Below are 16,198 nucleotides of genomic sequence, written 5' to 3'. Positions count from 1 at the left end.
GGCTCAGTACGCCACGGTGATGCGGCGGCGGATCGCGGTGCCGCTCTCGATCGTGTCGGCCAAGGCGATCGCGTAGTCGGCGTACGAGATGCGGCTGTTGCCGTCGTCGTCGGTGAGCAGGGTGTCCCCGGCGCTGCGGTAGGCCCCCGTCCGCTCGCCCGCTGCGATGACTGCGGCGGGCGACACGTACGTCCAGTCGAGGTCGTGCACGCCGCGGTAGAGGTCGAGCGCTTCGGACTGGGCCTGGGCGTTGGCCTTCCACAGCGCGGGGAAGTCCGGGTCGTCCATGACCCGGGCGCCGGTCGGCGTGCGTAGGCTACCGGCACCGCCGATGGTGACCAGGCGGGTGACGCCGGCTCGGCGGAGTCCGTCGATCAGCGCACGGGCACCGCCGACGATCGTGGCGCGGTCGTTCTCCTGGCCGATCCGGGGGCCGACGGCCGACAGTACGGCGTCGTGGGAGGCGGCGAGGCCGGCGACCGCGGTGGCGTCGGTGACGTCACCGGCGGTCACGGTCAGGGCCTTGTGCTGGAGTCCGTCGATGTGGCCGGCTCGGGTGACCGCGGTGACGGTGTGGCCGCGCCGCAGTAGTTCCTCGGTGGTGGGCCGGCCGATGTTGCCGCTGGCACCGAACAGGACGATCTTCATGTGTTGCTCCTTGTTTCTGATGGTCAAAGGACGGGCTGGCCGTCGGCGATGATCGCCGCGGTGATGCCGCGCTCGTTTGCGGCGTGCTGGAAGCGCTGCTCGATGTCGGGTTGTTCGGTGTAGAACGGCGGGTTGTGGAACAGGCCGTAGTGCATGGCGCAGACGGTGCCGGCGCCGAGTGCGACGGCGGCCTCGACGCCCTGCTCGGGGGTCATGGTCGCCGGGACGTTGGCCGCGTAGCCCTCGAAGTGGGCGATGACGCCGTTGACCGGGACGAACGCGAGATCGAACGGGCCGTGGTCGCGGGCGATCTGCCACCAGCTGCCGTGCCACTGGGTGTCGCCGCAGTGGATGACCCGCCGGCCGGCGCCTTCGACGACCCAGGCGACCTGGTCACAGTCGTTGCCGCGCCAGTCCAGCGAGGTCACCGGGGTGACGGTCAGCTCTCCGATGCGGCGTGACTGGCCCAGGTCCTGGGCGACGGGGGTGATGCCCGCCTCGTGCAGCGCCGCCGCGCTCGGGGTGTGGCAGCCGATCGTGCCGGTGGCAGCGATCCGGGCGATCAGGTCGTGGTCGTAGTGGTCGGGGTGCAGGTGGGTGATGAGGGCGTGGGTGCCGGGCGGGGTATCGACCGGGTCGACCGGCCGGTGCGGCGGCCCCATCACCGGCGCCAGCGGAGCGACGTTCTCGAGCGGGTCGATCAGCAGGCGGGTGTCGCCGAGACGGATCTCGACGCCGGCCCAGGCCAGCCGACGCACGGTAAGGGTGGGGGTCATGGGCAGCGACGCTAGACCGACGTTGTTGAGAAAGTCAACAAGCAAGTTTTGAATCTCAACACCATGATGTAGGGTGGTGGCATGCGCACCTACGGGCAGTACTGCGGCATCGCGAAAGCACTGGACGTCATCGGCGACCGATGGACCCTGCTGATCGTCCGTGAACTGCTCGCCCTGGGTCCTTGCCGGCACACGGACCTGCGCAACGGGCTGCCAGGGATCGCCAGCAACCTGCTGGTCGACCGGCTCCGCGAACTCGAGGAAGCCGGCCTGATCCGCCGCGAGGCCGCCCCGCCGCCGGTGGCCACCACCCTGTTCTCCCTCACCGAGCGTGGCCGCGAGCTCGAGCCGGCGCTGCAGGAGCTGAGCCGGTGGGGCGTGCCGCTGTTGCGTGAGCCGGGCGGCAACGACACCTTCCGCACCCACTGGCTGGACATGCCCGCCCGGGCACTGACCGACCACCGCCCCGACCAGCCGGCAATCGCCCTGCAACTGCACGCCGACGGCAACGAAGACCTGGTCATCGAAGTCAAGGACGGCTCGGTGCACACACATACCGGCCGGGTCGACCACCCCACCGCGTCACTGACCGGACCGCCGCACCTGCTGGCCGCCACCCTGCTCGGCGACCTCGATCTGAGCGCCGCAGAACAGCAAGGCCTGCGGCTCAGCGGCGAACGCGAGGCAGTAATGCGCATCCTGCCCCGCTGATCGACCGGCCGTACGAGGACGTGCTCTCGGACGTCTGGCCGGCCTGGTGTACCGACCAGATGCAGCAGGCGATGACCGGGCTGTTCGACGGGAAACCGGACGCCGCCGACCTCTCCGCCCGCGATCGCTACCTCGCCGACAGCCCGCTGGAGGTACTCGACCGGTCCGCCCCGATACCCGCATCGTGCTGGCCGCACACAACGCCCACATCCAACGCACGGCCAACCCCGACGGAATACCCCTGCCTCGTGTCCCCATGGGGCACGCCCACGCCCAGCGGTTCGGAACGGACTACGTTTCTGTGGTAATGACCAGCGCTGGCGGCAGGACCGTGCAGAACGTGCCCGATCCGGCTCACCCCGCCGGGATGCGCCAATGCGCGACCGACGCCCCCGCCACAGCGCCCGACAGCGTGGCACTGTTCGCAGGCAACCCGGCAGCACTCGCCGTGCTCGACACCCGGGCCGTACGTGCGCATGCACGACGGCACGGTCTGCCAGAGCCGACTCTGATCCGCATGGACGACGGATTCCTGCCCGTGCCGGCCCTGGACGCCTACGACGCAGTCATCTGCATCCCGCACACCACGCTCAGCGCGGACCTCACCGGGTAGGCCGTCAACGAGCCTGCCGCCGAGCGTTCCACCAGGGCCTCGAAGTTCCCGCTGTCAGGGTGGCCAAGGCCTCGGCCTCCTCGTCCGACGGCCACCCCGACAGCCGGTCGTGCCCTTCGACGCGGCTGAATGGCCGGTCCTCGGCTTCGGACCAGCAGGTACAGGCGAGCCCTGATACCAACCGCATCTGGTGCCTTTGCCGGAACCGGTGGGCGCCATATAGGCGTCTACGGCCGGGTGGCGCCCCACTCGGACACGAGATGGGCCAAGGCATCCACGGCGCGCCGGTTCCCAGACGGATCCGGCCGCCCGGAAGCCCGGCGTCGTCATCGACTTCACCGCTGCCATCCCGTGGCAGCACTCCGCCGAAGCCTGCGGCACCCACTCGGGCGAGGGCATCCGACGGCTCGCATATCAGCACTGACAACGGGAGAAGGGGCGTATACATGGGTGTTTACGTGTCGGTCAGAGGATGGCTGGAGTGCGACGGAACGCAACTCGCCACCATCCAGAAGATCATCTCGGCTCACGCCGACAATCACTACTCCAACGGATGGAGCACTCCTCGGCAGCAGGTCAACTGGACCCACTACCTCTTCTACGGCGCCGACATCCGGGAGTCAGCCCTGGACTGGTTCATGAACCAGTTGCAAGAGATCGCCCGCGTCCCGGCTTCTGACGACGACGGAGACTTCGTCCGGGGCCTGTTCCTTGCCGGCCACGAAGTCGACGGGACGATGGAGTGGCAGGTCCGCGACGGCCGGCTGGTCATGTCGGCCGCCGACGCCAGACACCGGTACCTCGACGAATAGCCTCATCCATGTGGAGGCTCTCTCCATCGATCGCATGCGGCCACGGCATCCACCCCGAGGCGACGGGGTTGGGGTGGTTCAGACGGGGAGCCCGCCCGATCATGAAGAACAAGCTCGGCCGACCGCTGACGGGGTGACTCCGGAAGACGCCAGAGACCTGCCTTCTGCCAGCGGCCGAACACCGGCCCGATCGGGCTCGGCGATCACTACAGTCCAGGCTCATGACGACGGTTACAACGCGCACGATCGAATACGCGGCCGACGGCCTGACGATGATCGGCCACCTCGCGCTCCCGGCCGGTGTCGACCGCCGGCCCGCGGTCCTGGTCGGGCCCGAGGGGATGGGGCTCAGCGACGTCGAGCGCCGCCGGGCCGATGCGCTCGCCGAGGTGGGATACGTCGCGCTGGCCTTCGACCTCCACGGAGGGCGCTATTTGAGCGACCCTGAGGAGATGCTGGCCCGTTGCATGCCGCTGCTCGCCGACCCCGACCGGATGCGAGGCATCGGCCACGCGGCGCTCGACGTGCTCCACGCCGAGCCGCGGACCGACCCCGACCGGATCGCCGCCGTCGGCTACGGAACCGGGGGCGCAATCGCACTGGAACTCGGGCGCGACGGCGTCGACCTGCGCGCGATCGCGACAGTCAACGCAACTACTACGGGCCGACCAGGCGAGGCGGCGCGCATCCCCTGTCCGGTGTGGGCCGGGGTCGGGTCGGAAGACCCGATCATGCCGCCCGCTCAACGGGACGCATTCACCGCCGAGATGCAGGCTGCTGGCGTCGACTGGCGCCTCACGGTCTACGGCGGAGCCTTGCACGCCTTCCACCACCCATCGGTCGACCACACCGTGCTCCCCGGGGTCGGCTACCACCCGCAGCACGCGCAGCGAGCTTGGCGGGACGTCGTCAACCTGCTCGCCGAGTGCCTGCCCGTAGCGGAGTGATCTGGTCGGCAACCACGGTCCCGGACCGCAAACCAAGCCGGTCGACCGGGGCTTTTCACCAACGCTGCGAGCGTGCGTGCCGACGCCGCTGCGCAGACGGGGGACCAGAGCCTTTGGGCTTGTCGTTTAACGTCCGGCCGCTTCGGCATCGGAGCGGGCGCCGGTGCCGGGCCCCCACGGCCAGCACAAGGCGCTCGTCGCCGGCCCGGGGAGGGCGGGACGCCGCCAGAGCTCGCTGTAACCGGGCGAGTGACTCCGGCTGCGTGCATCGCCTGGCAGGGCGCTGTCGGACTGCGGCCCCGTCGCGGCCCTGGTGGCCAAGGCCGCACCCCGTACTCCCGAACGTACTCCCCGGCCGCAGGCGACGGTCCGGCTGTTCGCGAGCCGCTCCGCGGAGCAGGCATCCGGCGGAGCGAAGCCCACACATGCTGGGCGCGGGACGCGACCCCGCCGCGGGAAGCTCGCGCTGCACATCGACGTTCAGCCTTACCAACCGAGACCAGGACGCCGAACTAGCCCGGCTGCTCGCCCTGGGCTCGGCGCCGGTCGACGTCGGCCAGACCGGGGAGGAGGCCGGCCCGTACTCGCCGACCCGAGAGGAACGAGGTCTGCCCGCTGCGCACGTGGGTAGATCCCGTCTTGCGCCACGCCAGGCGGGGGCCTCGGTCAGCAGGCCCGGACGGAGATCTGGTTGCGCACCTGCGAGGCACGGACGTACTTCCAGCTGCCCGTGTCGTAGATCTGCCCCCAGAACCAGCGCTGCCCCTGGTTGTCCAGCCAGCAGTTCATGGCGAACTTGGTGCCGCTCTTGGACCAGTGGTCTGGTGTGGTGCCGGTGTGCGGCGCACTGTAGATCGCCACCCAGCCGTTGGCGTCGTTCTGCCAGACGTACGAGATTCCGGCCGCCGAGGCGGGGGCCTGCACGGCGGCTGCCCCTGCCACCAGCGCCCCGGCCACCGCGAGCCTGCCGATGGGACGCCCGCGTCGTCGGTTGTTCACGCTGTGCCTCCTCCATGGGACTCCATGTGGACCGTGCCAGGCGAGGCGTGCGGGCGCAGGCGTTCACGCGAAGCGGGGACATACGGCTTCGGAGCAACGATTCTTCCGGGCCACCGGTCCAGAACCCCAGGTAGAGGCCGGGGGGGCTCAGGCAATGGGCGCAGGACGGGGGGTGCGGCCGCTCAGGACGAGGGTGCGGTCCACAAGCGGGACCAAGTCCGGTACGGGCACAACCGAAGGTGCCCTCGCCGCTGTCCGAGCTCTCGACGGCCGCCCGCAGTAAGCCGTGCGCGGCGCGCAGCGCCAGGCCGTCGGCGATGTGGGACTGGCCAGTGGCCCGGGCCTGGTCCCGGTCGTGTACCACCAGCTCGTCGGCGGACACCGCAACGACGACTCCGCCGGGTAGGCCGCTTCCGCCCGCGCAGGACATGCCGGGCCAGGCGCCCGGGTCATGCCAGGCCTCGGTGAGCTCACCGAGGGAGTACCGGGGGCAGAGTCTCTTGCCAGCTGGCAGGAAGGGAGGCCGCGAGGCATCTGGGAAGGTGTCCGTCGCTGGGTCCCGGTACTTACCGGCGCGGTCACGGAAGGCGGAGGCGAAGCCGTTGACGTGCCCCCGAAAGTCGCCAACGATGCAGCGGAGGCAGGGCGTTGAGTCCTCCAGCCGGGCGTCCGAAACGGCTTTCGTGAGGCGTGCCACGATCCGGGCCCGCGGTCCGCGGTCCGCGGTCCGTGCTCGAGCATCGTCAAGCATCGTCCGCGTCCATTCCATGTCTGTCATGTGCTATTCCTCCCGGAAGAAGGTGGTCTGCTGCAGAGAGACCGGCCCGGGACACGGAAATCTTGCAGCCGCCCTTCGGCGACACGGGATGGATCACGATCTGCGTCTGGTCCGCCATAGGCTCCGGCGTGCTTTGGACCACCCGGCATGGCATTCGCTCGCTGCAGCGGCTGAACAGCAGAAGCCAATCCGCCTGCTGGGCGGCCCGACGACAACGCCCGGGTGACGTGCTCTCAGAAAGACCTCCCAGGCCCGGGGTTTGAGCGACGGAAGCGGGGTCAGACGCATACATGTCGGAAGCGCCACCGTGGGGGTTGGGCTTCCGAAGCGGGCCCCGCTCCCGTGACGCCCCTTCCCCCCGGCGTCACGGGGCAGGCCCGCCCGCACAGCGGGCTGCCGCGCGGATCCGTACGGCATCCGGATGCCTTCACTCGGCTACTTCCCCAGCCGGGACCTGGGCGCCCGGAGAACCCCCGGGCGCGTCGCTCAGACCGCCGTCCCCGGGCAACGGACCCGACGGCAGCAGCCCTGCGCATGATCGCGGTTGCCGTCTTGCCGATACCGCTGCGCTTGGCTGGTCCCTGCTCCCGCCTCACGCGGCATCGCCGCCGGGCAGGACACCCGGATCACGCCTCAAACGCGAGCCTTCCGGCGCAGAACCCTAACCGAGGGGGGCGAGCCGCCCCCGGTCCAGCCGGCGCTCGCGCATCGAGTCGTGGTAGTCGGCGGCCTTCTCCCAGTTTCGGTCTGCCCTGCCGGTAGGGGCAGCTCCGGAGGGTCCCAGCTTGACGGTGATCCAGCTCACCCGGCACAGTGCCAGGCCCTCCGGCTCATCGGACCGACGCCAGCGAGCGCCGGATGGGTCCGCTCGTCGGCGCGTTCCCCGGTCTGAGTCTCGCTGGGTGCGTCTCGTTTCGGCGTCCGGATGGTGGAAGCGGGTCGCCGCTGAGCGAGCGTCCGGCCTAGGGTGGCCGGTGCAGCTGGTTCGCCCCGTCCGCCAGGCGGGATGCGTCGTAAGAGGGAACCCGGTGGGAATCCGGGACTGCCCCGCAGCGGTGAGTGGGAACGACCGCCGTCATACGCACTGGGACCGGACAACGGTCCTGGGAAGCGACGGCCAGTAGGTGCCCGCCTGGAGACCGGCAGGTGTGCCCGCGAGTCCGAAGACCTGCCCGTTGCCCGCGCCCGGCCGATGCCGTGTGCGGATATCCCGGTGGCCTCGTGGGCGGGTCGGCGTACACAGCGAGACGGTCGACCGTGCGTGCCGCGCGGGGTGAGACCGTCCGTTTCCGGTACCCCTTCGCGTTCCCGACAGGGCGGGCACCGTGAGCTGAAGAAGGCCATCGAGGGTTACTGGAAGGGCCGCGCCACCGCCGATGCCCTCCGGGAGACCGCGGCCGGCCTGCGCCGATCGAACTGGCAGCAGCTCGCCGAGGCGGCATCCATGAAGTGCCGACCGGCGAATACTCGTACTACGACCACGTGCTGGACACCAGCGTCATGGTCGGCGCCATCCCCGCCCGCCACCGCGAGGCGGTTCGAACGGACGCACTCGACGGCTACTTCGCCATGGCGCGCGGCACGCAGGACGTGGCGCCGCTGGAGATGACCAAGTGGTTCGACACGAACTACCACTACCTGGTGCCCGAGCTCGGCCCGGACACCGTCTTCACCGCGAACTCCGCCAAGCAGGTGGCGGAATTGGGGGAGGCTGTCACGATCGGGTACACGGCCCGCCCGGTCCTCGTCGGTCCGATCACCTACCTGTTGTTGGCCAAGCCGGCTCCCGGCGTGGCAGCGGACTTCGAGCCGCTGACGCTGCTCGATCGGCTGCTCCCGGTCTACGCCCAGGTGCTCGCCGACCTGCGCGCCGCCGGCGCCGAGTGGGTGCAGCTCGACGAGCCCGCCCTCGTCCAGGACCGCACCCCGGCCGACCTGAATGCTGCCGCCCGCGCCTACCGCGACCTCGGCGGCCTCCCGGACCGGCCGAAGCTGCTGGTGGCCTCGTACTTCGGCCGGCTGGGCGAGGCGCTGCCCGTGCTGGCCAAGGCTCCGGTCGAGGGCCTGGCGCTCGACTTCACCGAAGCGGGGGCGGCCAACCTGGACGACCTCGCGGCGGTCGGTGGTCTGCCCGGCAAGAGGCTCGTCGCGGGGGTCGTCAACGGCCGCAACATCTGGATCAACGACTACCAGAAGTCCCTCGCCACCCTGGGCACGCTGCTCGGCCTCGCCGACCGGGTGGACGTCACCGCCTCCTGCTCCCTGCTGCACGTTCCGCTGGACGCCGGCGTCGAGCGCGACCTCGACCCGCAGATCCGTCGATGGCTCGCATTCGCCCGGCAGAAGACACGGGAGATCGCCGTCCTGGCCCGCGGCCTGGCTCAGGGCACGGACACGTCGGCGACCGTCTTGCCGTGCTCGGCCGACAACATCCGGGCCAGGTTTTCCCGCTCGCCCTCGACGAGCTGGAGGAAACGCAGCAGGACGCGGGCCCGGCGCTGGGGGTTCCACTGGCCCCACTCCGCCTGCGCCTCCTCGGCGTTGGCGATCGCCGCCTCGGTGTCGGCGCGCCCGGCCAGCGGTACGCGGGCCTGAACGGTGCCGGTGTTCGGGTCGTACACGTCGGCGAAGAGACCGGAGGTGCCGGTGGTGTGCTTTCCCCCGATGAAAGGGGTGAGTTCACGGACCATGGATGCCTGCTCTCGTCAGGTTGGATCCGGGGATGGCACGGCGAACCGGCGCACGGCACCCGGATGGGAGTGCACCGCTGCGGAAAGCCGTGAGAACTACGAGCGCACGGATGTGGTGTGCGTGCGCTCCGCCGGATCACCAGGGTCGTGGGTACAAACTGGTGCCATGCGTGTCTGCTCCATCCTCGTGGACAACACGGAACATCCGCGGCCGGTATCCTGACTCCCGGATCTCCGCGTGCCGCCCGCCTTCCCGACAGACTTCGTCAGTGGCGTGTGGATGGCAGCACACTCCCCGGTCACAGTGGCGGGACCGTGCCGGTTTTGCACCGGCTTCCCTGCACCGCGGACCTTGTGCCACGAACATATAGTTGGACGTCCTAGTAAATCCAGACCCGCCACTCGAGTGCGCCTACAGTCGGAGCATGCGCATCGTCTCCCTGCTCCCGGCGGCCACGGACATCGTGGCGGACCTCGGGCTCGTCGCCGACCTGGTCGGACGCACCCACGAATGCGACTGGCCGCCGGCCGCGGTGGCCTCCGTACCCGTCGTCACCCGCGCCGAGTTCGACGCGGACGCACTCAGCAGCCGGGAGATCTCCCAGGCCGTCGGCGGCTCTGCGCATTCCGGCTCCTCGCTCTACACCCTGGACACCGAAGCTCTCGCCGCGCTCGCACCGGAGGTCCTGCTCACCCAGGACCTCTGCCAGGTCTGCGCCGTCTCCTACGAGAGCGTCACCCGGGCGGTGCGCGTCATGGACGCCGGGCCTCGGGTCCTGAGCCTGGAGCCGAAGACCCTCGACGACGTGCTGGACTGCCTGGTCGCCGTGGGCGACCTGCTGGGGGTACGGGAGCGGGCCGAGCGGCGCCGCGCCGAGCTGTGGGGCCGGCTCGCCGAGGTGCGGCGCCTTACGGAGGGCCGGCCGAGGCCCCGGGTGGTGGCCATCGAGTGGCTCGACCCGCTGTGGCCCGCCGGCCACTGGGTACCCGAACAGATCGCCGCGGCGGGCGGCGAGCCGCTGCTGGCCGAGCCGGGCGAGCACACCACACCGATGACGTGGGAGGCGGTACGGGCGGCGCGTCCGGAGGTGGTCCTCGTCCTGCCGTGCGGCTTCCCGCCCGAGCGGACCCTGACGGAGCTCGACCTGCTCACCTCGCTACCCGGCTGGGACGAGCTGCCCGCCGTACGCGCGGGGGAGGTGTGGGTCCTGGACGGCCCCGCGTACTTCAACCGGCCGGGCCCCCGCGTGGTCCGCGGCGCCGAGGTGCTCGCCCACGTGCTCCACGGGGTGCGTGCGGGGGACCCGGTGACCGCGGCGGAAGCGCGCCGGCTGGGCTGAGCCTTGTGGTCACCCCCGGTCGTGGGCGACGGGGTAGGGGATGAAGGTGCTGCTGTTCTCGTCGACCGCGAGCGGGCGGCCGAGGGGCGGAACCGCGCGCTGCGGGCAGTCGAGCCGTTCGCAGAGTCGGCACCCCATCCCGATGGGGGTGGCTGCCGAGGCGTTGTCGAGGTCGAGGCCGTCGGAGTACACGAGCCGGGGCGCGTGTCGGATCTCGCAGCCCAGGCCGATCGCGAACGTCTTGCCGGGCTCGCCCCAGCCGCCGCGGTGCCGGGTGACGGCGCGGGCGGTCCACAAGTACCGCTGGCCGTCCGGCATGGAGGCGATCTGTACGTGGATGCGGCCGGGCGCGGCGAAGGCCTCGTAGACGTTCCACAGCGGGCAGGTGCCGCCGGCGCGGGAGAAGTGGAATCCGGTGGCGGACTGTCGCTTGGACATGTTGCCAGCACGGTCGACTCGGACGAAGGAGAAGGGGACCCCGCGCAGCCTGGGGCGTTGGAGGGTGCTGAGGCGGTGGCAGACGGTCTCGTAGCCGATCCCGAAGTGGTCGGTGAGGCGTTCGATGTCGTAGCGGAACTCCTCGGTGGCCTGGTGGAAGGCGCCGTACGGGAGGATCAGCGCGGCGGCGAAGTAGTTTGCGATGCCGATCCGGGCCAGGCGGTGTGCGGGGGAGCCCTGGGAGAAGTCCTCGGCGGCCAGCCGGTCCAGCTCCGCCCCGTACTCCAGCAGGGCGAGCTGGGTGGCCATCCGGAACGCCTGCTGGCCCGGCCGCAGTCGGCCGGACAGGTGCAGGACACGGGTACGGCCGTCGAAGTGGTGGAGGCGGTCCGAGTCGGCGGCGAGGCGGAGTCCGTGGTGCTCGGTGAGGCGGCGCGACAGCACCCGGACGACTTCCCCGGGGCGGATACCGAGCTCCCGGGCGAGGGCCTCGGCGGCGAGGTCGGTGTCATGGAGGTAGTTCTGGCGGCGGTAGAAGAACTCGCGGATCTCCTCGTGCGGTGAACGCGGCGCCGCCGGCCCGCCGTCCCGCCCGTCCGCGGTGTCCGCCAAGCGCTCGGTCAGGAGCTGGCTGCGTCGTCCCAGGTCCAGCAGGACGGCGGCCACGGCTGGCATCCGTGTGGCCAGTTCGGCCAGGTCGGAGGGGGAGACCCGGGCCTCGGCGACCTCGTTCGCGAGGGCCTCGCGCAGGTCGGCGACCAGGCGGCTGGTGTCCCGTTCGGAGAAGAACCCGGGGTCGACGCCGAAGGCCTCGGTCAGCCGCAGCAGAACCGGCACCGTTAGGGGGCGCGAGTCGTGCTCCATCTGGTTCAGGTAGCTCGGCGAGATGCCCAGGACCCGGGCCAACTCGGCCTGGCTCATCCGGCGCTCCTCGCGCAACCGCCGCAGCCGCGCACCCGCGTACGTCTTGCCCACCTGAACTCCTCCGGCTTCGACCGGCTCCAGGTTACGCATGATCCTGCCATTTGCCGCCTTCGCAACCTTGGCAAAACAGGCGCAGAAGATTCGCAGAAGTTGGCATACGTCCCTCATTGATGGCACTGCGTGCCGCTGTCAGAGTCTGTTCTGCGGCCGCCGGACCCCGGCAGTCGAGAGGGACACTCCAGGCACGACTTATGTCCTGACGTCGGCGATCCCGGCAGTCCACACTCGGCTGACCAGCAACATTGCTCAGTTCACCCCGGGACCCGGCGGCCACCACCCCGATACGCGGCACAGAGTGCCATCGACTCGTCGTGATGAACGAGCGCGTTGGCAGACCAAGCGATTCATGGAGACGGTGACGGTCATGGCAGACACGAACACGACGGCGGCGGCCGAGCAGCTCAAGCAGCGGTGGGCCACGGATCCCCGCTGGGCGGGGATCGAGCGCACCTACAACGCCGAGGACGTCGTCCGGCTCTCCGGCAGCGTCCGCGAGGAGCACACCCTCGCCCGGCGCGGCGCCGAGCGGCTGTGGCGCCAGCTCCACGAGCAGGACTACATCCACGCCCTCGGCGCGCTCACCGGCGGCCAGGCGGTCCAGCAGGTGCGGGCCGGACTCCAGGCGATCTACCTCTCCGGCTGGCAGGTGGCCGCCGATGCCAACCAGGCGGGCCACACCTACCCCGACCAGTCCCTGTACCCGGTCAACTCGGTGCCGCAGGTGGTCCGTCGTATCAACAACGCGCTGCTGCGCGCCGACCAGATCGCCACCGCCGAGGGCGGCACCGACACGACGGACTGGCTGGCGCCGATCGTCGCGGACGCCGAGGCCGGCTTCGGCGGCCCGCTGAACGCCTTCGAGCTCACCAAGGCCATGATCGCGGCGGGCGCGGCCGGCATCCACTACGAGGACCAGCTGGCCTCCGAGAAGAAGTGCGGCCACCTGGGCGGCAAGGTCCTCGTCCCGACCTCGCAGCACATCCGCACCCTCAACGCCGCCCGCCTGGCGGCCGACATCGCGGACACCCCGACGCTGGTCATCGCACGCACTGACGCGCTCGCCGCCACCCTCCTGACCAGCGACGTCGACGAGCGCGATGCGCAGTTCACCACAGGGGAGCGCACGGCGGAGGGCTTCTATCACGTCCGCAACGGCATGGCCCCCGTCATCGCCCGCGGCCTGGCCTACGCCCCGTACGCCGACTTGATCTGGGTCGAGACCGGCACGCCGGACCTCGCGCAGGCCCGCGAGTTCGCCGAGGCGATCCACGCGCAGTACCCGGACCAGATGCTGGCCTACAACTGCTCGCCGTCCTTCAACTGGAAGGCCGCCCTGGACGACGACCAGATCGCCAAGTTCCAGCGCGAACTCGGCGCGATGGGCTACCGGTTCCAGTTCATCACCCTGGCCGGCTTCCACTCCCTCAACCACGGCATGTTCGACCTCGCCCGCGGCTACGCCGAGCACGGCATGACCGCCTACGTCGACCTCCAGGAGCGTGAATTCGCCGCGCAGGCGCAGGGCTTCACCGCCGTCAAGCACCAGCGCGAGGTCGGCACCGGCTACTTCGACCTGGTCTCCACCGCCGTCAACCCGGCCTCCTCCACCACCGCGCTCGCCGGTTCCACCGAAGAAGAGCAGTTCCACTAAACACGCCAGCCCGGCCTCTCGCCGCCCGCGACAGGTCGGGCCGGACGAACCGTCTCCGTCCGGCCCGGCCTCACCCGTCAGGAGACCGCATGACCACCACCGCCACCACCCACCAGGTCCGGGTCCTCGCGGCGCCGGGCCCTCGCCACGACGACATCCTCACCCCGGAGGCTCTCGACTTCATCGGCCGCCTGGCCGAGGCGTTCGGCGAGCGCCGCGAGCATCTGCTCAAGGAGCGCCGCCGCCAGGCGATCCGGATCGCCACCGGATCCCCGCTGGACTTCCCGATCGCGACCTCCGGCATTCGCGCCGACCGCACCTGGCGCGTGGCCCCGCCCGCCCCCGGCCTGGAGGACCGCCGGGTGGAGATCACCGGCCCGCCCGAGCGGCGGATGGCCGTCAACGCCCTCAACTCCGGCGCCAGGGTGTGGATGGCCGACTTCGAGGATGCCACCGCGCCGACCTGGGAAAACGTCATCGGCGGCCAGCTGAGCCTCCTCGACGCCATCGAACGCCGGATCGACTTCACCACGCCCGAGGGCAAGGAATACCGTCTCGGCGAGAACCTGCCCACCCTCGTGGTCCGGCCCCGGGGCTGGCACCTCCTGGAAGAGCACCTGGAGTTCGACGGCCGGCCCGTGTCCGCCCCGCTGGTCGACTTCGGCCTGTACTTCTTCCACTGCGCGCAGCGCCAGATCGACGCCGGGTACGGCCCGTACTTCTACCTCCCCAAGCTGGAGAACCGGTACGAGGCGCGGCTCTGGAACGACATCTTCGTCTTCGCCCAGGACCTCCTCGGCATCCCCCACGGCACGGTCCGCGCCACCGTCCTGATCGAGACGATCACGGCCGCGTTCGAGATGGAGGAGATCCTCTACGAGTTGCGCGAGCATTCCGCCGGTCTCAACGCGGGCCGCTGGGACTACCTCTTCAGCCTGGTCAAGACCTTCGGTCATCGCAGCGACTTCCAGCTCCCCGACCGCGCCCAGGTCACCATGACCGCACCGTTCATGCGCGCCTACACCGAACTCCTCGTCCGCACCTGCCACAAGCGGGGAGCCCACGCCATCGGCGGCATGTCCGCCCACGTGACGGCCAAGGACCCCGAAGCGAACGATGCGGCCCTCGCCAAGGTGCGCCTGGACAAGGAGCGCGAGGCCGAGGACGGTTTCGACGGCTCCTGGGTCGCCCACCCCGGCCTGGTCCCCCTCTGCCGCGAGGTCTTCGACGGGGTCCTGGGCGAGCGTCCGAACCAGCTCGACCGCACCCGGGAGGACGTCCAGGTCGGGGCTTCGGACCTGCTCTCCGTACGGCGGATCAGCGGCCCGCCCACCGAACAGGGAGTGCGTACCAACGTCGCCGTCGCGCTGCGGTACTTCGATGCCTGGCTGCGCGGCCAGGGCGCCGTTGCCCTCTACGGGCTGATGGAGGACGCCGCCACCGCCGAGATCGCCCGCGTCCAGATCTGGCAGTGGCTGCGCCACCGGATCCTGGACCGCGACACGGTGCTCCGGATACTGGACGAGGAACTCGCCGCCCTCGGTGCCGAACACCCCTGGGCAGCCGTCGACGAGGTGCGGGAGCTGTTCGAGCGCACCGCCCTGGCCGCCGAACTCCCCCTCTTCTTCACCCCCGACGCCTACACCCGCCACCTCGTGCGCATCCCGCAGGCACGGTCATGAGCACCAACCTCCGCAGGGTCGGCATCGTCGGCGGCGGCCAGATGGGCGCGGGAATTGCCGAGGTCTGCGCCCGCGCCGGACTCGACACGGTCGTCTGCGAGGCCGACGCCACCGCCGCCCGCGCGGCCCGCGAACGGGTCGCCGTCTCCCTCGAACGGGCCGTCCAGCGCGGCAAACTGGACCGGCTCTCCGCCGAGGACGCACTCGCCCGGCTGGTCTTCTCCGGCAGCCTCGACGACCTTGCCGACCGGCAGCTCGTCATCGAAGCGGTGACCGAGAACGCGGACGTCAAGACCGAGACCTTCGCGGCCCTGGACAAGATCGTCGAGGACCGTGAGGCGATCCTCGCGACGAACACCTCCTCCCTGCCCGTCATGCGACTGGGCATGGCCACCGGCCGCGCCGACCGGGTCGTCGGGCTGCACTTCTTCAACCCGGTGCCCGTGCTGCCGCTGGTGGAGGTCGTCTCCTCCCTGCACACCTCCCGGGACACGCTGGAGACGGTGGAGTCCTTCGCCCGGGACACCCTGGGCAAGACGGCGATCCGCTCGCAGGACCGGGCCGGCTTCGTCGTCAACGCCCTCCTCGTCCCCTACCTGCTCTCGGCCATCCGGATGGCCGAATCCGGCTTCGCCACCACGGCCGACGTCGACGCCGGCATGGAGCTCGGCTGCGCCCACCCGATGGGCCCGCTGAAGCTCGCCGACCTCATCGGCCTCGACACCGTCGCTGCCATCGCGGAATCCCTCTACGACGAGTTCAAGGAACCCCTCTACGCCCCGCCCCCGCTTCTGATGCGGATGGTGCAGGCGGGACTGCTGGGCCGGAAAACCGGCCGGGGGTTCCACACCTACGACCGGGACTGCTGAGAGACCCGGTACCGCGGCCGGGTTGAGGGTCCCGGCAGCGTGGTGGAAAGGGGTACGGCGGAGTGGTGTCCGCCGCACCCCTTGCATGAACGACCTGGGGATGCCAGGCAGTGCTTCCGTGGCATCGGCATGTCAGAGATCGCCGACGGCGAACGGCTCCCGCTCGGCGAGCTTGCCCTGCACCGACAAGCCGGGCCGACCTGAGGCGCGCTTCACGCCGTACTCGATTCGGCCGCCGCTACTGCCCGGTGGCCTCTCGC

The 16,198-nt window shown here is 70.5% G+C and carries 13 protein-coding genes, 2 pseudogenes and 2 riboswitches; of the genes and pseudogenes, 9 read left to right on the top strand and 6 right to left on the bottom strand.

Annotation, left to right across the window (positions count from 1 at the left end):
- Window positions 1-3: 3 nt before the first annotated feature.
- Entirely contained in the window at window positions 4-648 is a 645-nt protein-coding gene (locus ACIPK4_RS37800) for an NAD(P)-dependent oxidoreductase (protein ID WP_402321867.1), read from the bottom strand.
- A gap of 23 nt (window positions 649-671) precedes the next feature.
- Window positions 672-1,424 carry an MBL fold metallo-hydrolase gene (locus ACIPK4_RS37795; protein WP_402321864.1) on the bottom strand — a complete coding sequence of 251 codons (753 nt, stop codon included), beginning with the start codon at window positions 1,422-1,424 and terminating at the stop codon, window positions 672-674.
- 81 nt (window positions 1,425-1,505) lie between these two features.
- Between ACIPK4_RS37795 and ACIPK4_RS37790 the strand changes: the two genes are divergently transcribed.
- From ACIPK4_RS37790 to ACIPK4_RS37775, 4 genes are all read left to right on the top strand, one after another.
- Window positions 1,506-2,135 (top strand): winged helix-turn-helix transcriptional regulator, encoded by a 630-nt coding sequence (locus tag ACIPK4_RS37790; RefSeq protein ID WP_402321861.1) that lies wholly within the window; start codon window positions 1,506-1,508, stop codon window positions 2,133-2,135.
- 46 nt (window positions 2,136-2,181) lie between these two features.
- Window positions 2,182-2,748 (top strand): erythromycin esterase family protein, encoded by a 567-nt coding sequence (locus ACIPK4_RS37785; protein ID WP_402321859.1) that lies wholly within the window; start codon window positions 2,182-2,184, stop codon window positions 2,746-2,748.
- 446 nt (window positions 2,749-3,194) lie between these two features.
- Window positions 3,195-3,560: a hypothetical protein gene (locus ACIPK4_RS37780; RefSeq protein ID WP_402321856.1), complete on the top strand. Its 366-nt coding sequence runs from the start codon at window positions 3,195-3,197 to the stop codon at window positions 3,558-3,560.
- A 221-nt stretch (window positions 3,561-3,781) separates the two neighbouring features.
- Window positions 3,782-4,507 carry a dienelactone hydrolase family protein gene (locus tag ACIPK4_RS37775; RefSeq protein WP_402321853.1) on the top strand — a complete coding sequence of 242 codons (726 nt, stop codon included), beginning with the start codon at window positions 3,782-3,784 and terminating at the stop codon, window positions 4,505-4,507.
- A gap of 666 nt (window positions 4,508-5,173) precedes the next feature.
- Here the strand turns inward: ACIPK4_RS37775 and ACIPK4_RS37770 are convergent.
- Both ACIPK4_RS37770 and ACIPK4_RS37765 read right to left on the bottom strand, forming a co-directional pair.
- Window positions 5,174-5,506: a hypothetical protein gene (locus ACIPK4_RS37770; RefSeq protein WP_402321850.1), complete on the bottom strand. Its 333-nt coding sequence runs from the start codon at window positions 5,504-5,506 to the stop codon at window positions 5,174-5,176.
- Window positions 5,507-6,945: 1,439 nt separating this feature from the next.
- Complete coding sequence (locus ACIPK4_RS37765; protein ID WP_402321847.1) at window positions 6,946-7,089, bottom strand: hypothetical protein; 144 nt, start codon at window positions 7,087-7,089, stop codon at window positions 6,946-6,948.
- A gap of 209 nt (window positions 7,090-7,298) precedes the next feature.
- A riboswitch (cobalamin riboswitch) is annotated at window positions 7,299-7,454 on the top strand.
- A 91-nt stretch (window positions 7,455-7,545) separates the two neighbouring features.
- Between ACIPK4_RS37765 and ACIPK4_RS37760 the strand changes: the two are divergent.
- A pseudogene (locus tag ACIPK4_RS37760) lies at window positions 7,546-8,688 on the top strand (5-methyltetrahydropteroyltriglutamate--homocysteine S-methyltransferase); the annotation flags it as partial.
- Here the strand turns inward: ACIPK4_RS37760 and ACIPK4_RS37755 are convergent.
- Window positions 8,681-8,974, bottom strand: a pseudogene (locus ACIPK4_RS37755) (aldehyde dehydrogenase family protein); the annotation flags it as partial. The pseudogenes ACIPK4_RS37760 and ACIPK4_RS37755 sit on opposite strands and share 8 nt — an antisense overlap.
- Window positions 8,975-9,165: 191 nt before the next feature.
- Window positions 9,166-9,351, bottom strand: a riboswitch (cobalamin riboswitch).
- Window positions 9,352-9,399: 48 nt separating this feature from the next.
- Here ACIPK4_RS37755 and ACIPK4_RS37750 point away from each other — a divergent pair.
- A complete protein-coding gene (locus tag ACIPK4_RS37750) occupies window positions 9,400-10,314 on the top strand; it encodes a cobalamin-binding protein (RefSeq protein WP_402321844.1) in 915 nt (304 codons plus the stop codon).
- 9 nt (window positions 10,315-10,323) lie between these two features.
- Here the strand turns inward: ACIPK4_RS37750 and ACIPK4_RS37745 are convergent, their stop codons facing one another.
- Window positions 10,324-11,727 carry a short-chain fatty acyl-CoA regulator family protein gene (locus tag ACIPK4_RS37745; protein ID WP_402321906.1) on the bottom strand — a complete coding sequence of 468 codons (1,404 nt, stop codon included), beginning with the start codon at window positions 11,725-11,727 and terminating at the stop codon, window positions 10,324-10,326.
- Between the two features lie 373 nt (window positions 11,728-12,100).
- On the opposite strand from ACIPK4_RS37745, the gene aceA reads away from it, so the two are divergent.
- The 3 genes from aceA (at window position 12,101) to ACIPK4_RS37730 (ending at window position 15,938) form a co-directional block, all read left to right on the top strand.
- Window positions 12,101-13,387 carry an isocitrate lyase gene (gene aceA / locus ACIPK4_RS37740; RefSeq protein WP_402321841.1) on the top strand — a complete coding sequence of 429 codons (1,287 nt, stop codon included), beginning with the start codon at window positions 12,101-12,103 and terminating at the stop codon, window positions 13,385-13,387.
- Between the two features lie 89 nt (window positions 13,388-13,476).
- Window positions 13,477-15,069 carry a malate synthase A gene (gene aceB / locus ACIPK4_RS37735; protein WP_402321840.1) on the top strand — a complete coding sequence of 531 codons (1,593 nt, stop codon included), beginning with the start codon at window positions 13,477-13,479 and terminating at the stop codon, window positions 15,067-15,069.
- Entirely contained in the window at window positions 15,066-15,938 is an 873-nt protein-coding gene (locus tag ACIPK4_RS37730) for a 3-hydroxybutyryl-CoA dehydrogenase (protein WP_402321837.1), read from the top strand. Before aceB ends, ACIPK4_RS37730 begins: the two co-directional genes overlap by 4 nt.
- Window positions 15,939-16,198: the final 260 nt, after the last annotated feature.

Source organism: Streptomyces sp. NPDC086989, from assembly GCF_044745505.1.
Lineage (GTDB): Bacteria > Actinomycetota > Actinomycetes > Streptomycetales > Streptomycetaceae > Streptomyces.
The sequence above is the reverse complement of the archived record's forward strand: the minus strand, read 5'-3'. Positions and strand labels throughout refer to the sequence as shown.

Excerpts from the sequence above, each read along its gene's own strand:
- ACIPK4_RS37775 (WP_402321853.1), top strand. The coding sequence starts at position 3,782 with ATGACGACGGTTACAACGCGCACGATCGAATACGCGGCCGACGGCCTG.
- aceB (WP_402321840.1), top strand. The coding sequence starts at position 13,477 with ATGACCACCACCGCCACCACCCACCAGGTCCGGGTCCTCGCGGCGCCG.
- aceA (WP_402321841.1), top strand. The coding sequence starts at position 12,101 with ATGGCAGACACGAACACGACGGCGGCGGCCGAGCAGCTCAAGCAGCGG.
- ACIPK4_RS37800 (WP_402321867.1), bottom strand. The coding sequence starts at position 648 with ATGAAGATCGTCCTGTTCGGTGCCAGCGGCAACATCGGCCGGCCCACC.
- ACIPK4_RS37750 (WP_402321844.1), top strand. The coding sequence starts at position 9,400 with ATGCGCATCGTCTCCCTGCTCCCGGCGGCCACGGACATCGTGGCGGAC.
- ACIPK4_RS37795 (WP_402321864.1), bottom strand. The coding sequence starts at position 1,424 with ATGACCCCCACCCTTACCGTGCGTCGGCTGGCCTGGGCCGGCGTCGAG.
- ACIPK4_RS37780 (WP_402321856.1), top strand. The coding sequence starts at position 3,195 with ATGGGTGTTTACGTGTCGGTCAGAGGATGGCTGGAGTGCGACGGAACG.
- ACIPK4_RS37790 (WP_402321861.1), top strand. The coding sequence starts at position 1,506 with ATGCGCACCTACGGGCAGTACTGCGGCATCGCGAAAGCACTGGACGTC.
- ACIPK4_RS37730 (WP_402321837.1), top strand. The coding sequence starts at position 15,066 with ATGAGCACCAACCTCCGCAGGGTCGGCATCGTCGGCGGCGGCCAGATG.